15 protein-coding genes are annotated in these 15,030 nt (G+C 69.4%); 8 read left to right on the top strand and 7 right to left on the bottom strand.

Annotation, left to right across the window (positions count from 1 at the left end; all coding sequences use genetic code 11):
• On the bottom strand, positions 1-540 hold a 540-nt coding region (locus VF794_RS33150), incomplete at its 3' end, for a discoidin domain-containing protein (RefSeq protein ID WP_331117122.1).
• 409 nt (positions 541-949) lie between these two features.
• On the opposite strand from VF794_RS33150, the gene VF794_RS33145 reads away from it, so the two are divergent.
• A complete protein-coding gene (locus VF794_RS33145; RefSeq protein ID WP_331117121.1) occupies positions 950-1,558 on the top strand; it encodes a hypothetical protein in 609 nt (202 codons plus the stop codon).
• 21 nt (positions 1,559-1,579) lie between these two features.
• On the opposite strand, the gene treZ is transcribed toward VF794_RS33145, so the two are convergent.
• Entirely contained in the window at positions 1,580-3,424 is a 1,845-nt protein-coding gene (treZ, locus tag VF794_RS33140) for a malto-oligosyltrehalose trehalohydrolase (RefSeq protein ID WP_331117120.1), read from the bottom strand.
• A 195-nt stretch (positions 3,425-3,619) separates the two neighbouring features.
• Between treZ and VF794_RS33135 the strand changes: the two genes are divergently transcribed.
• The gene (locus tag VF794_RS33135; protein ID WP_331117119.1) at positions 3,620-4,762 is read left to right on the top strand and encodes an AAA family ATPase; all 1,143 of its coding nucleotides are present in this window, start codon (positions 3,620-3,622) and stop codon (positions 4,760-4,762) included.
• A 7-nt stretch (positions 4,763-4,769) separates the two neighbouring features.
• Here the strand turns inward: VF794_RS33135 and VF794_RS33130 are convergent, their stop codons facing one another.
• The 4 genes from VF794_RS33130 to VF794_RS33115 form a co-directional block, all read right to left on the bottom strand.
• A complete protein-coding gene (locus VF794_RS33130; protein WP_331117118.1) occupies positions 4,770-5,768 on the bottom strand; it encodes a type VI immunity family protein in 999 nt (332 codons plus the stop codon).
• Positions 5,769-5,847: 79 nt separating this feature from the next.
• Positions 5,848-6,258 (bottom strand): hypothetical protein, encoded by a 411-nt coding sequence (locus VF794_RS33125; protein ID WP_331117117.1) that lies wholly within the window; start codon positions 6,256-6,258, stop codon positions 5,848-5,850.
• Positions 6,259-6,373: 115 nt separating this feature from the next.
• The gene (locus VF794_RS33120; RefSeq protein WP_331117116.1) at positions 6,374-7,084 is read right to left on the bottom strand and encodes a LysM domain-containing protein; all 711 of its coding nucleotides are present in this window, start codon (positions 7,082-7,084) and stop codon (positions 6,374-6,376) included.
• A gap of 76 nt (positions 7,085-7,160) precedes the next feature.
• The gene (locus VF794_RS33115; RefSeq protein ID WP_331117115.1) at positions 7,161-8,309 is read right to left on the bottom strand and encodes a pyridoxal phosphate-dependent aminotransferase; all 1,149 of its coding nucleotides are present in this window, start codon (positions 8,307-8,309) and stop codon (positions 7,161-7,163) included.
• Positions 8,310-8,416: 107 nt separating this feature from the next.
• Between VF794_RS33115 and VF794_RS33110 the strand changes: the two genes are divergently transcribed.
• From VF794_RS33110 to VF794_RS33090, 5 genes are all read left to right on the top strand, one after another.
• The gene (locus tag VF794_RS33110) at positions 8,417-9,601 is read left to right on the top strand and encodes a HEAT repeat domain-containing protein (RefSeq protein WP_331117114.1); all 1,185 of its coding nucleotides are present in this window, start codon (positions 8,417-8,419) and stop codon (positions 9,599-9,601) included.
• Positions 9,601-10,629, top strand: coding sequence for a HEAT repeat domain-containing protein (locus tag VF794_RS33105; RefSeq protein WP_331117113.1), 1,029 nt, complete (start codon positions 9,601-9,603; stop codon positions 10,627-10,629). The genes VF794_RS33110 and VF794_RS33105 overlap by 1 nt, the downstream gene beginning before the upstream one ends.
• Positions 10,630-10,691: 62 nt before the next feature.
• On the top strand, positions 10,692-11,237 hold the full coding sequence (locus tag VF794_RS33100) for a peptidase M23 (RefSeq protein ID WP_331117112.1): 546 nt from the start codon (positions 10,692-10,694) through the stop codon (positions 11,235-11,237).
• Positions 11,238-11,459: 222 nt separating this feature from the next.
• Positions 11,460-11,894: a hypothetical protein gene (locus tag VF794_RS33095; protein ID WP_331117111.1), complete on the top strand. Its 435-nt coding sequence runs from the start codon at positions 11,460-11,462 to the stop codon at positions 11,892-11,894.
• Between the two features lie 117 nt (positions 11,895-12,011).
• Positions 12,012-12,389, top strand: a complete 378-nt coding sequence (locus tag VF794_RS33090; protein ID WP_331117110.1) for a DUF5335 family protein — start codon at positions 12,012-12,014, stop codon at positions 12,387-12,389.
• An 80-nt stretch (positions 12,390-12,469) separates the two neighbouring features.
• On the opposite strand, the gene VF794_RS33085 is transcribed toward VF794_RS33090, so the two are convergent.
• Positions 12,470-13,270, bottom strand: coding sequence for a M57 family metalloprotease (locus VF794_RS33085; RefSeq protein ID WP_331117109.1), 801 nt, complete (start codon positions 13,268-13,270; stop codon positions 12,470-12,472).
• A gap of 384 nt (positions 13,271-13,654) precedes the next feature.
• Between VF794_RS33085 and VF794_RS33080 the strand changes: the two genes are divergently transcribed.
• The coding region (locus tag VF794_RS33080; protein WP_331117108.1) for a phospholipase D-like domain-containing protein at positions 13,655-15,030 on the top strand (1,376 nt) is incomplete at its 3' end.

The following is a 15,030-nucleotide window of genomic DNA, read 5'->3' as shown; positions in this document are numbered from 1 at the left end:
CGTCGTGGGCGCCGGCGCGGGCGTGGGCGTCGGAGCGGGAGCGGGAGCGGGCGCGGGCGCGGTGACGGTGGTGGAGACGAGGGCGGACATCTCGCCGATGCTCGCCCAGGTGTTCAGCGTGTTGCCGTTGACCGTCACGCGCACATAGCGGGCGTTCTTCGCCGGGAAGCTGTAGCGCTCGAGGGAGGTCGTCCTGCCCGAGGAGGTGCCCGAGAAGGCCGGGCTGAAGGTGGTGCCATCCGTCGAGGTGGAGATGACGAAGCTGCTGGCGCGCTCGTTCCCGCGGAACCACGCGATGTCCAGGGCGCTCAAGGACTTCACCGCGCCCAGATCTCCCTGGAGCCACTGGCCCCGTCCGTCGGCCGACCAGCGGGTGGTCAGGTTGCCGTCGATGGCGGAGGCGGGCTTGTTGCCGTCGTCAGCGCTCGCGCTGGCGGAGATGAAGCCGCCGGCCGCGAGGGCCTGGGAGGCGGAGAGGGTGACGAGCGACGAGAGAATTCCGAAGGACCACCGCGAGCGGCGAGAAGAGGTTCGATTCAATGTGTCGCTTCCTTCGCTGAGGGGATCGACGCAGCCAGAGGAAATTCCCAGCACGCCCTATCCCGTGTGTTGGCCTCTGAACACCTGATGCTCAAATCAATTCCAGGCAATTTCCTTGGAATTTCAATGGGTTGGAGGCGACACCTTCCCTGTGAAGTCACATCGTCTCGATGGACCCCGCTCCTGGATGGCTGCTCGCCCTCCAACCTGTCAGGTTGGCCGCGCAGAAGGGGTATAGCAAGTCACATCCCTGGTGCCCAGCCCCGGCCGACCTCGGGAGCGATGCGCCGGCCGCCTGGAGGGCGGGTAGCACGGAGGGGCTCGAGAGTGTGCGCTTCCAGTCAAAGGCCCCCGCGCCCAGTTTTTGAAGGACCCCCCGACCACCGGGGGACAACAGGGAGGCAACACCATGAGCTTCAAGAAGAGCTGGGGTCTCGGCGGGATCGCCGCGGCCATGGCGCTGGCTCTGCCCGCGTTCGCGGCCGAGCGCGAGGTGACCATCTACGACGACGACGACACGCGCGGCGGACTCACCAGGGACCTGGGCGTGTCGGTGTCGGGCGGCGTGAACGCGTTCACCGGCGACCTGGGGGACAACACCAGCGCGGGTGCGCTCCTCGGCATCCAGGCCAACTCCCGCCCGCTGCCCCTCATCGGCCTGGAGGTGGGCTACGAGGGCTCGCGCAACCCGTTCGAGAACTTCGACGGCGCGCTGTGGCGGCACAACGTTGGCGCGCTCGCCAAGGTGGGCCCCCAGCTGGGCCAGAACGGCGACCTGCGGCCCTTCGTCGGCGCGGGCCTGGGCTTGAGCGTGCTCAACCCGAGCGATGACGGAGAGGTCCTCTTCAACAACGACTTCATCGCCGAGGTGCCGGTGGCCGCAGGCGTCGACTACCAGTTCGGCGCCATCACCGCCGGCGCGCGAGCCACCTACCGCTTCCTCAGCGGCGAGAACCTGGGGCTGGCCCAGGACGGCAACGCCGTGAACCTCGGTATCAACCTGGGCGGCTCCTTCTAGCCGCCCAGGCTCCGGCGGGGCTCAGCCAGTGACGCGAACCACCGCGGCCGCGGGCCCCTCGAGTCGCAACACCCCGCTTCGCAGCGGCTCCTCCTTCGAGGTGCCGCCGAAGCGGGGCGATTCGCTCCACAGCACCAGCTCGGCCCCGGCGGGCAGCCGGTGCTCCAGCGAGCCCTTCACATTGAGGAGGACGTGCAGCGTGCCCGAGGGGCCCCGGCGCTCGAGCACCAGGGCGTTCTCCCCGAGGGGCCGAGCGTCGAAGTGCCCCCGGCGGCGCTCGCGCAGGCTGGCCTCCGTGGCGCGCAGGCGCAGCAGCTCGCGGTAGAGCGCGCGCACCCCGGCATGCTCCGGCCGCTCCGCCTCGCTCCAGTCGAGCTTCGAGCGCGTGAAGGTGTCCACCGCCTGCGGGTCCGGCACCTCGCCGCCCGCGAAGCGCTTGAAGCCGGCGAACTCCTTGCGCCGTCCCTCCGTCACCAGCCGCCCCAGCTCGGCGTTGTGGTCCGTGAAGTAGAGGAAGGGCGTGCTCGCGTTCCACTCCTGCCCCATGAAGAGGAGCGGCGTGTAGGGCGCCAGCAGGAACAGGGTGCTCATGGCGCGGAAGGCCGCGGGCGATACATCCGCGCCCAGCCGCTCGCCGAAGGCCCGGTTGCCCACCTGGTCATGGTTCTGGAGGCAGTGGACGAACCGCCACGGCTCCGCGCCCTGGGCGGGCGTACCCCGGGTGTGGCCGTGCACCTGGGACATCTGCCCCTCGTAGAACCAGCCCTGGCGCAGTGTGCGGGCGAGGTCCTCCATGCTGCCGGTGTAGTCGGCGTAGTAGCCCTCGTTGTCCCCCGCGAAGGCGCGGCGCATCTGGTGGTGGAAGTCGTCCGCCCAGACACCGTCCAGGCCCAGTCCTCCCTGGGCGGGCGGGCGCACCAGGCGCGTGTCGTTGCGGTCGTCCTCCGCGAAGACCACCACCCGTCGCCCGGCGGCGGCCGCCTGGGCACGCTCGACGATCTCCGTCAGCAGGTGCGGCGTGCCGTCATCGACGATGGCGTGGGCCGCGTCCAGACGCAGCCCGTCCGCGTGGTAGTCGCGGATCCACATCTCCACGTTGGAGAGCACCAACTGGCGCACCACGGCGGAGCCCTCGCCGTCGTAGTTGACGGCATCGCCCCACGGGGTGTGGTGGCGGTCGGTGAAGTAGTGCGGCGAGTAGCAGCGCAGGTAGTTCCCGTCCGGCCCGAAGTGGTTGTAGACGGCGTCGATGAGCACCGCGAGCCCCTCGGCGTGGGCCGCGTCGATGAGGCGCCGCAGCCCCTGGGGGCCGCCGTAGGTCGCCTGGGGAGCGAAGAGCGCCACCCCGTCGTAGCCCCAGTTGCGCGCGCCCGGGAAGCTGGCCAGCGGAAGCAGCTCCAGCGTGGTGACGCCCAGTTCCTTGAGCGAGCGCAGGCGCGGGATGAGGGCCTCGAAGGTGCCCTCGGGCGTGGCCGTGCCCACGTGCACCTCGTAGATGACCTGGGCCTCCGGGTCCGTGCCCTTCCACCCGGCGTCCGTCCAGGAGAAGTCCGGCACCACCACCTCGGAGGGGCCATGTACCCCCTCGGGCTGCGAGCGGCTCCAGGGGTCCGGAAAGGGACCCTCGCCGTCCACGCGCAGCTTGTAGCGCACACCAGTGCCCTCCCCGGCGAGGGTCGCGGAGAAGAAACCCTGGCCCTCGTCAACCAGGGGCAGCGAGGCGCCCGGCTGCCCGTCCCGCCCGTGCAGCACCACTTCCACCTTCTGATGTCCAGGGGCCCACACGCGCCAGCGCACCCCCTGACCCGGCTCCACCCATGCCCCCAGGCGCGGTGCCTGGCCCCTCATGTCCTCGGCTCGTTTCATAGGCACCTACTTAGCCACCCTCACGCCGCGTGCAGGTGGCGGCGACGTGTCCGGCTGCTCGAGATGTTCACTCCTGGTTCCGCGGCCGACGCCAGCGTGTGGTGGATGCCTCCTCCGAGAGCGGGCGGGCACCGGCACGACCAGCAAGCAGCGCTTGTCCCGTGACGCGAGAGCCGGGAAAGATGGCCCCACTTCATGAGTCCACGCCCCGACCATCTGCAAGCCCTTCCCTTCGAGCGCGATGAGTCCGTCCGAGAGCGCGTCGCCGCGCTGGAGACGATCTCCCCCCGTGAGATCGACGACCGCCTCTCCGAGCTCGGCTACCGCGGCCAGCAGGAGGCCCGCCGCGCGGCGTCGGTGCTCGCCTACCGCCATGTGCGGAAGCTGCGACGCATCCACCTGGAAGGCATTGCACCGGAGTACGGTGTCCGCGAGAACTGTCTCTTCCTGGGCCCCACGGGCAGTGGGAAGACGTTCCTCGTGGAGCTGCTCTTCCGTGAGATTCTGGGCGTGCCCACGGTCATCGTGGACGCCACGCAGTTCTCCGAGACGGGCTACGTGGGCGACGACGTGACGACGATGCTCTCGCGCCTGTACGAGGCGGCGGGCGGGGACGTGGCGTGGGCGGCCTGCGGGGCCATCTGCATGGACGAGTTCGACAAGCTCGCCACCAGCCGCTCCGATGCGCGCTTCGCCGGACAGCAGACCACCAAGGACGTGAGCGGCTTCGGTGTGCAGCGCAGCCTGCTCAACCTGCTGAGCGCGCCTCGGGCGGACTTCCCCCCGGACTTCGGCTTCACCAGCCGCACGCCGCCCATGCCGCTGGAGCTCTCGGCCGTCACCTTCATCGCCTGCGGGGCCTTCAGTGGACTGAAGGTAACGGCGGAGGAGCTGGGAGGCCAGAAGGAGCGGATGGGCTTTGGCCGCGACGTCGGCAAGCGCGGCGAGGCCATCGCCGAGCGGGTGACGGACGACCAGGTGGAGCAGACGACGGCCTTCGCGCGCTACGGCTTCATCCCGGAGCTGATTGGCCGCTTCAGCCGCATCGTCTCGTTCGCGCCGCTGGACGCGACGACGCTGGGCAGCATCCTCGAGGAGAACGTGCTGCGCGGCTACCAGCGCGAGTTCGCCCACGAGGGGCTGAACCTGGAGGTGGATGCGTCGGTGCGCGAGTGGGTGGTGACCCGAGCGCTCAAGCGCGAGACGGGGGCCCGCGGCCTGCGCGCCGCGCTGGTGCCGCAGCTGGAGCGCGCCGCCTACGACCACTTCGGCAACCCACAGGTGTCCACCGTGCGCCTGGTGCTCGACGGCGACCAGGTGCGCGTCGTCACCGGCTGAGCGCCCTTCAGTCGAGGAAGCGGCGCCACCAGCGTCGGACTTCCTCCTGCGTGTAGCCCCGCCAGGTGTTGGCGTAGGAGGGCGAGAAGCTCTCCAACCAAGGCTCCAGCACCCGCGCGAGCTCACGATACGCGGGGAGGTCCTGGCCTCGCGCCAGGTCTCCCGCCTCCGGCCACTGCCCCAGCGTCACCACCACGCGCTCGCCGTCCAGCTCGTGCAGGGTGGTCTCGGGCGAGTGCAACCGGGTGCGCAGGGCCGCCGCTCCGCCCAACGCCCCCAACACCGGCTGGGAGAGGAAGTTGAGCCAATGCACGCCAGCCACGCGCGTGCCCACCGCTGAGAGCAGCTCCACGTCGGGCACGTCCAATCCCGGATAGCGGAAGACCTCCTCGCGGAGTCCAGCCAGGAGACGACTGTGCGGCCTGAAGAAGTCGAAGGCCAGGCCGGCATGGCCCGTGGAGAAGCGCAGGTGCGAGGCCATCTCCAGGGCCAGTTCCCGCCCCCGTCCCGAACCGTGCTCCTCGAGGTACTCCGTGGGCAGGGTGGCGCTCAAGACGCTCACGCTATGCTCCGGAGGCGTACGCCACGGCAGCCGGGCACAATACGTGAAGCCATACCCGGTCGGTTCAGAGGGCGCACCCGTGAGGCTGATGAAGACCTCGTGACCCTTCTTGGTCCGCCTGCGGAAGAACTCCGTCTCCTCTCCAAATTCGTCCAGGAAGCGCCAGGTGGTGCTCGGGTGCAGCCAACTCCGGATGACCTGCCAGCCCTTCTCCTCGAGGAGAGATTGGTCGTTCTCACCCTCGGCGTCCCACCCATGGCAGATGGTTCCAGGTCCCACGCCGACTCCTCGGCGGTACACGTCGAGAGCCTTCTCGACCCCCGGGGCCAGCTCATGGTTGTCGTGCGGCATGAAGAAGGCGATGCGAACGACATCCCGGAGCAACAGCTGCTCTCCCACCGGAGTGGGTCCGTAGTGCCGGATACGGGGGTAACGTTCCGTCATGGGCTGATTCCAAGCTGGGGCGTCACGATGCCTGGTGGGCAGTTGCCACCCAGCTTGTCGTAGCTCGACAGTTGCTGCGCTACGTCTCTATCCGCCAAAGGATTCCGCTGACGCATTGAACCTTGCTGGGGTCGCGGGCGACGTGCAGGACGATGTCGGGCTTGATACCTGGGCCATAGTCCCGCTCGTTGATGTTGGTGTCCGCCTCCTGGGCGCACTCGATGAGTATCTTCTCGATACGACGCAGCTCGGCCTCCTCGAGGAGTTCCTTGAGGGTGGCGACGGTCCGGGCCGCGCTCATCGCGCGTGACAGCCAGGGAATGATCGCCTCTTCGCCGGGTGAGGAGGCGACACAGGCGGGATTGCGCAGACAGCCGTCCACGGCCGAATTCACGGTCTGCGAGTACCGGGTCGGTGCGCCCGTGGCGCACGCGGCCTGGAGCAGCACGGCGACAACAAGCACTCCCAACCCGACGAGCCGCGTGGACAACCCCCACCTCCCCCGCAAATGAAAAACGCGGTGCCGGGGTGGAGCCGGCACCGCGTGTCCATCCAGGTCCCGGGAAGCCGCCCTCGAGCGTCCCCCCTGCCTCGCGCGACTTCGCTCAGCCGCGGTACTGGTGGATGGACATGATGGGGTAGTTCATCTGCGTGAAGCTGATGCGCTGCGAGCCATCCTTGTTGATGTTGTTCGAGCCGATGAACTCCGGCTTGCCGTTCTTCATCCCGGCGAACATCACCACGTGGTGGCCGCCCGGCGTCTTCATGCTCACCACGTCACCGGGCTTGGCCTGGGCCAGCGACACGCGCTTGAAGTTCGGGTCCTTGTCCAGGTTGGCCTGCAGGCCCACCACCGCGTTGTGGTGCTGGCTGTTCTTGATCTGCCCGGCCTGCTCCAGGCACGCGGAGACGAAGTTGGCGCAGTTGACGTTGTTGGGGACCCAGTCCTCCATGTCCGAGCCCACGCCGCCCTTCTCCAGCTTGAGGCTGCCGGCGTTCTTGTTCAGCTGAGCCTTCGCGATGTCGAAGGGGCTGCCCTTGGGACCCTGCGAGGCCGGGCCCGTGGTGCTGGGGCCCTGGGTCTGCTGGGTGCCACCCGGACGGCTGGTGCCGCCCGGACGGCTGGCGCCACCGGGGCGCGTCGGGCCGTGGTCGAAGCTGTCGCGCGAGCCCGGGATGTTCAGCTTCTTGCCCGCGATGATGAGGTTCGCGTTCTTGATCTGGGGGTTGGCCTTCATCAGCGCGCCCACCGAGGTGTGGTTGCGCTTGGCAATGGCGGACAGCGTGTCACCGGACTTGATGCGGTAGATGCTCATGGCCGAACCCCTGCTGGAAAAATTCGAAGTTTTAAACTCAGAGAAATTCTCGGGGATCGGGGTGGGAAAGTTGCGCCTACCCGCGCAGAATTCTCGCCAGCACCTCTACCCCGCGCAGAACCACCTCGGGTGGTGAGCAGGTGAAGCACAGCCGGATGTGGTGGGGGAAGGGCCCGAAGCTGGGCCCCGGGGACACCAGCAGGTCGCGCTCGACGCACCGCTCCAGGAGGCCCGGCAGCCCCCGCTCGTCCAGGTGCGCGGACACGTCCAGGAAGAGGAAGGTGCTGCCCTCGGGGGGTGGCACCCCCAGGCGCTCGGCGGCCTTCGTCCCGGTGTCGCGGTATTGGGCGGCGGCCCGGGCGGCCCAGGCGTCCCCCGGGCCCCGGAGCACCCGCTCCCCCGCGAGCTGCGCGGCGGTGGGCGCGCTATAGAAGGAGTGCGTGCTCACCTTGCGCAGCTGCGCCACCGCCTCCTGGGGCCCCACCACGTAGCCGCACCGGTTGCCCGCCATGCCGTAGGCCTTGCTGAAGGAGTACGAGGAGAGCGTCCGCTCCGGCGCCAGCGCCCGGGCGTAGGTGTGCTCTCCCACGTAGGCATAGTCCTCGTACACCTCGTCCGACAGCAGCCACAGCCCCTCGCGGCGCGCCAGCTCCGCCAGGGCCTCCACCCAGGCGCGCGGCAGCACGCGCCCCGAGGGGTTGTTGGGCGTATTGAGGTAGAGCGCCACGCCGCGCTCCGTGAGGCGCTCGCGCACCGCCTCCACCAGCGCCTCCGGGCTCTCGCACCCGAGGAAGGGCACCGGCACCGGCCGCCCGTGGAACGCCGTGACGATGCCCGAGATGAGCGGCCAGTAGGGCGCGAGGATGAGTACCTCCTCCCCCGGCGCCACCAGCCCTCCGATGATCGCCCCCAGGGCGCCCGTGGCCCCCGTGGTGACGAGCACCTCGGAGCGCTCGGTGGGCACGCCCGTCCTCGCGCGCACCCGCTCCACGATGGCGTCCAGCAGCCCTGGCAGCCCCTGCACCGGCGCGTAGCGGTGCATCCCGGGGTGCTCCGCCACCCGGAAGTCCTCCATCCGGCAGCCCTCGGGCGGCTCCAGCCACGTGTCCCCCACGTGCAGCGGGTACACCTCTCCGGCGCTGCGCGAGAGCCGCTCCGCGAGCCCCGAGTACAGGGCGCTCGACATGCCCGAGACCGAGGGGGCGTAGGTGGGATGACGTGGCATCCATCCTCCTTCTTCCAGGTAACACTTTCGGCTGCTCTTTCCCTTACTTCAAGAAAATCTTGAGTCTTGGGGTTTTCCGATGGTATCAGTGAATCCTGGATTCCAACATGAAACCCACCGCCTCCAGGGTAGCCACTGCTCTTGGCGCCCTCCTGCTCCTCATCCTCGGCGCGGCCTTGCTGGCACGCCGCCCCGCCTCGGGTGGAGAGGGCTCCTCGGATCCCTCCCAATCCGACGCCACCCAGTCGGCGGGCGGCAAGGCCTCGGCCTCCTCCCCCACCGCCCAGGGCGTGGGCCTGCCCAAGGAGCTCAAGCCCGCCCAGGAGCAGCTGCCCATGCCCGGTTGCTGGCAGGGGGTGGCGGAGCTGGACAAGAACCTCTCCATGGCCAACTTCCGCCAGGCCCTGGGCGCCGCCATCTCCGGGCGGGACCGCATGCTCGCCGAGTACCTCCAGGCACGCCTCACCGAGCTGGTGGGGGATGACCCCGGCCGCGCCCTCCAGGTGCTCGAGTGGGCACAGGGGGCCGATCGGGAGGAACTCGTCGTCTACATCGAGGCGGTGAAGGCCGCCGCCGCCGTGCAGCGCCCCGAGGTGGTCGACCGCCTGGTGAAGCTGGGCGAGGACAAGGGCGCCACCCTGTTGCACCGGGGCGCGGCCATGGATGCGCTGGAGACGCAGAAGCGCTTCACCCCAGCCACCCTTCAGCGGGTGAAGGCCATCGCCCTGGACGAGTCGCTGGACTCCGTCTCCTGGGTCGCCACGCGTACCATCGGTCGCGTCATGAAGGAGGACTACGAGCGCACCGGCACCTTCGGCCCCTACTGGAAGGAGTTGCTGGACATCAGCGAGAAGTCCGACGACATGGCCGTGCGCATGCTGGCGCTGGAGATGCCCACCTACTCCAACCCCGTCATCGGCAAGGACCCCCAGGAGCTGGAGCGGCTCGACAAGCTCATGCGGACGGATCGCGAGCGGGACGTGCGGGAGATGGCGGCCTACCGGCTGGCCGTCACCGAGCAGCCGGACAAGGCGCTGGAGTACTACCGCACCGCCTTCCCCCAGGAGCATGACGAGTGCGTGCGCTGGGCCATCTTCCGCTTCGCCGTCCGGGCCGCGGGCCCTGGTGCCCTGCCGCTGCTCGAGCAGCTGGCCGCGCAGGACCCGCGCTTCCTTCAGGACTACCAGGACTTCAAGCGGCTCTATGCCGAGGGCACGGTGGACTTCGCCCGTATCTGGCAGGGCGTGGAGGAGCGTCACAACTGCATCATGGAAGAGGGAGCACCCCACTGATGCGCCGCGACGACACCCAGGGAATGACGCACATGACGCACGCAAACCACTCTCCCCTCTGGCGCGCGGCGCTGCTCGTGGCCGCCACCTGCCTGCTGCCGACCACGGCGGGGGCGCAGGGCAGCGCGCTGCCACTGCAGCAGACGGCGTGCACCTTCAGCGGCATGGTGCACGAGCTGCGCGGGGCGATGAAGACGGGCTCGCCCGCCTACCGCAAGTACGTGCTGGAGCAGCTGAAGATGGCCGCCAAGGCCATGCCCGCCGAGGAGCTGCTGGCCATGGTGTCGCAGGAGCGCGAGCCCGACGTGCTGGAGGCGCTGGGCAAGGCCCTGGTGTCCAAGGCGGGCTTCGTCGAGGACGCCTCCCTCGTGCAGCCGCTGCTGCAGCGGGCGCAGGGAGACGCCGACCCGAACCTGCGCGCCGCGGCGCTCAAGGGCCTGCGTGCCACCGGCTCGGTGGACATGATGGCCAGGAACGGCAACGTGGTGACGTACGAGCAGCTCATCCGCGACAGCTCGCCCGTGGTGCGCGAGGCGGTGGTGGGCAACCTCGTGGACGAGAGCGCCAAGGTGTACTTCGGCCATGACAAGGCCGTGTCCGAGACGGCGGTGAGCACCGCGCTGGCCTCGCCGGACCCGGAGGTGGCCGCGAAGCTGCTGCGCGAGGTGTCCATGGAGCAGGTGGGCTCCGAGACGGTGGGCAAGCTCAAGGGCCAGCTGCGCGCGGAGAACCCCACCCTGCGCGCCGCCTCCGCCACGGCGCTCGGCGGGGTGCCGGGAGCCGAGTCCGCCGGGGCCACCGGCTCCCTCGTCGAGCTCTACCGCAACGAGAAGGACCCCGCCGTGCGCAAGGCCGCCCTCGAGGGGCTGGTGCGCCTGGGCATGTCCGGCGCCAGGCCCACGCTCCAGTCGCTGCGCGGCGTGGCGCCCGCGATGGATCCGGAGATCGACGCCTGGCTGGCCGCGCTCAACCTCAACCTCCAGGAGTGGCACCTGCTGCTCCGCGAGAAGCAGCGCATCCGCAAGTAGAGAACTCCCGCTCCAACGGCTTCAAGGCAGTACCCCCCGCAGTGCAACCCCCAGGAGGCAGTATGAACGTGAAGAACATGATGTACGCCGCCGCCGCGCTCGTCGCGGGCTTCGCCGGTGTGGCCACCGCCGCCACCGCCAAGGGCGCCATCTGCGACACCGCGGCCCGCGTGGGCTCCACCACGTACTACTCGTGCTCGGGCAGCAGCCACACCGCGCTCGACATGAGCAACGGCTCGTGCAGCGAGTGGAACCACCGCGCCATGCTGTCCGGCAGCTTCTACTACAAGTACTACGGCGGCTGTGCGAACAACTGCGTTGGCGGCACCACGTGCAACGGCGGCGCGGGCAACTACTACGTCGTCACCGGCGCCAGCGGCTGGGACTTCCGCCAGCTCCACGTCAACTCCAACGCCAGCTCCGGCACCAAGACCTGCGACGGCTGCGCGCTGGGCCTCGTGGGCTCCACCGGTAACTCCTCGGGCGCGCACGTGCACGCCGACAACCGCTCCTACGGCACCCGCAAGTCCGCCTGGTACGTGAACGCGGGCACCACCTGCGGCTCCAGCGCCTACTGCGGCAACGTGGTCGGCTACCCCTCGCTGTAATCGCCGCACCTGCCCCGCTCCCCGTGCAGGGTGAGCGGGGCAGTTCCCCCGGCCGTGTGGCCCGCCCTCCCCGAGGGCTCGAGGCCCGGCCCCGCTCCCGCCCACCAGGCAGGCAGAGCACCCCCCGCTTCCCATCCCCCCGGTTGTGACTGCTCGCTCCGGCTCCCCACCTTGTCCTCCAGAGGAGCCGTCGGAGCCCCGGCGGCAAAGGAGCGAAGGGTCATGCACAAGTGGACGTGGAGCCTGACGGCGGTGGCGCTGCTCGGACTCGCCGCGGGTTGCAGCAAGGGGCGCAACGACAACACGAACGACCAGAACATCGCCGCGCTGGAGCGAGACCGTGCGGGCAATGAGGTCCCCGTGGAGAACCAGGACCTGGAGGTCATCGGCGGCGAGAACCTCGCGGACCAGGAGTTCTACGGGACGGTGACGGGGGTGGCCGACAACAGCATGACCGTGCGCAACAAGGGCGGCACCACGATGACGCTGGAGTTCGGCGAGGAGACCCGGTTCATCAGCCGGGGGCAGCAGGCGGACCAGGCCCAGTTGCACGAGGGCAGCCAGGTGCGCGCCGCCTATGACGAGACGGAGGGCAAGTACGAGGCCACCACGGTGGAGCTCTTCCCCAAGGCGACGACGCCCCAGCAGAAGAAGTGAGCCGCTCGGACACTCGCTGGACGGGCGACACCCACGGGGGTGCGCTGGCACCCCCCGAGGGCGTCCTTACGCTTGGATGAAGTACCCACACCTACGCACCACACCCGAGAAACACCCATGCCCCATACCCGTGAGATTCCCAAGGAGGTCTGGTCCGACTACCTCACCCTGGTGAGTGCCATCGAGCGAGACCATCGGGTCCGCGTCCAGGCCGATGGCCCGGACATCGGAGAGCAGACGGTGGCGGCGAGCCTCCCGCTCGTGGACATCTACGTCGAGGAGAAGGGCAGCAACCAGGGCGCCATCGAGGTAACGGTGGGACGGCCGGGCCGGGAGATCGTCCACCGCATCCTGCGTCCGGAGCGTGTCTACACCGCGGAGAACGAGAGCGGGGACATCGAGTGCCTCGACATCGAGGACCAGGACCGGGTGAAGACGCTCATCTTCTTCGAGCCGCAGATGGCGCTCGAGGAGGCCCTGCCTCAGCAGCCATGAAAAGAAAGAAGCCGGAGACGCCCACCCCCCGAGTGGAGGCGTGCATCCCCGGCTTCTGTCAGCGCAGAGGAGCGGTCCGCTTACGGGTACAGCGCGCGGGCGCCGGTCTTGTCGGCGCTGGTGAGCACGAGGTCGCCCGTCTGGCTGCCGTTGCACTGGGGGTAGTGCATGACGGAGTACGAGTCGTAGCTGGTCAGGCCGCGCCAGTTGGCGTCCTCGTAGCAGCCGGTGCTGGACAGGCGGGTGTGCTCGTGGCGGAAGCCCAGCACGTGACCCAGCTCGTGGCGGAGCACGCCGGTGAGGGTCCAGGCGCCCATGTTGCCGAAGGCGCTGCTGTCGATGAGGACGTTGCGGCCCGAGCGGCTGGAGTTCGGGAAGAACGCGCGCGCCGTGTAGGACTGGCCGCTCACCATGCGCACGTCGAAGAAGACGCCCGTCTGGGACGCGGAGCAGGCGGAGTCGTAGCTGCTGGAGTGGATGAAGTTGACGTTGGCGGTGGCCTCCCAGGCCGCGGCCGCGCTGTTCATCGCGTTCACCGCGGTGCTGTAGCGGGTGCCGAAGGAGGAGGAGCTCACGCAGTAGGTGAGGTTGCGCGCCTGGGTGGAGGAGTACTTCACGTCATAGCCGAGGTAGTACACGGCCAGCCCGCCGCCGGTGTTGCCCACGTCGCCGCCGGCGACGAAGTTGTCATAGTACGCCTTCAGGCCCTGCTCGCCCTCGACGGCCTCGTCGCCGTTGACGACATAGACGTCGCCCTCGTCCTTGATGGCCTCGGCCTTGAACTCCTCGAACGTCGGGATGCGGGCCTCGAGCTCGGCCTCGGGACCACCGCAACCAACGAGAGCGATACCGGCCAGCAACGCCATGGAAAGCTTGCGCATGGGGGCTTCCTTTTCTGGGGGAAAGCGTGGAATTCGAACTGGGTCGCCTGGGGGACCAGCCGCGACCGAGCGTCCCATCCCTTGAGCAAGCCCCGGGCCAACAAGCAGGCCCTCCAGAAAACAGGGGGTTGGCGTAGAAACCCGAAATCCCCGTGGAACAAGGAGGCTCCACCCCGTCCAGGGCTCAGCGTAAAGAGTCCTGACGTTTCCCAGTGAAACCCTTTTGATATCAATCGGTTGGGAAAACGACTCGCGGGCTGTCCAACTCTTGGACACCCTGCATCGCAATCGGACAGCGGGCCTCGGGAGAGGCCACACGCTGGTGGGGAGTGAAGCTGGGCATTCCCGACCCGGACGTCACCTGCGGGGCCGGGGGGAGGACGGATGACGCTGGAATCGCTGCTCCTGGAGGTGTGGCCCCACGTGGCGGCGGCGTTCACGGTGCTGGCCAACCTCCTGGCCACCGGACACGCGGTACTGCGCAAGCGGGACGTGCGCGCGGCGGTGGGCTGGGTGGGGCTGGTGTGGTTGGCCCCGCTGGTGGGGGTGGTGCTGTACCTGCTGCTGGGCATCAACCGCATCCGCCGCCGGGGCCGGGGTCGCGCGCTGGCGCTGCGCCAGGAACACGGCCAGTTCATCCCGAAGCCCACCGTGGCCGCGTGCACCCCCGAGGCCCTGGCGGCGGCGTTGCCCCCGGCGGCGCACCTGGCCTCGCTCGCCCGACTGGTGGATGAGGTGGACCACCACCGGCCGCTGCTGCCGGGCAACCGGTTCTTCCCCTTGGAGGCGGGCGCGGGGGCCTACCCGGCCATGCTGGAGGCCATCGACGCGGCACGCACCTCCATCACCCTGTGCAGCTACATCTTCGACAACGACGAGGCGGGCCGGCGCTTCGTGGAGGCCCTGGGGCGCGCGGTGAAGCGCGGGGTGCGGGTGCGGGTGCTCATCGACGCGCTGGGGGCGCGCTACGACTGGCCGCCCATCACCGGACGCCTGCGCCGGGCCGGGGTGCGCGCGGCGCGCTTCCTGCCCACGCTGCTCATGCCGGCGCGCCTGCCCTTCATGAACCTGCGCAACCACCGCAAGCTGCTGGTGGTGGATGGGCGGGTGGGCTTCACCGGGGGGATGAACATCCGCGAGCACTTCCTCGCCGGCCACGGCGACGCCCGCGACCTGCACTTCCGCGTGGAGGGGCCGGTGGTGGGGCAGTTGCAGGAGACGTTCGCCGAGGACTGGCTCTTCACCACGAAGGAGCGCCTGCACGGGGAGACGTGGTTTCCGCCGCTGGAGCCCGCCGGGCCGGTGTTCGCCCGGGGGATACCGGACGGTCCGGACGAGGACTTCGAGTCGCTGCGCCTCACGCTGCTGGGGGCGCTGGCGTGCGCGCGCGACACGGTGCGCATCGTCACGCCCTACTTCCTGCCGGACTCGGCGCTCGTCACCGCGCTGAACGTGGCGGCGCTGCGGGGCGTGCGGGTGGACATCGTGCTGCCCGAGAAGGTCAACCTCCCCGTGGTGCAGTGGGCCGCCACCGCGCAGCTCTGGCAGGTGATGCGCCCCAACTGCCGCGTCTTCCTCACCGCGCCCCCCTTCGACCACACCAAGCTGATGGTGGTGGATGGCGCCTGGTCGCTGGTGGGCTCGGCCAACTGGGACCCGCGCTCGCTGCGGCTCAACTTCGAGTTCGACGTGGAGTGCTACGACGTGGAGCTCGCCACGCGTCTGGAGGCCCTCATCGAGGAGCGACTCTCGCGAGCGCG

Source organism: Archangium sp. (genome assembly GCF_036389735.1).
Lineage (GTDB): Bacteria > Myxococcota > Myxococcia > Myxococcales > Myxococcaceae > Archangium.
This window is presented reverse-complemented; position numbering and strand designations above follow the sequence as displayed.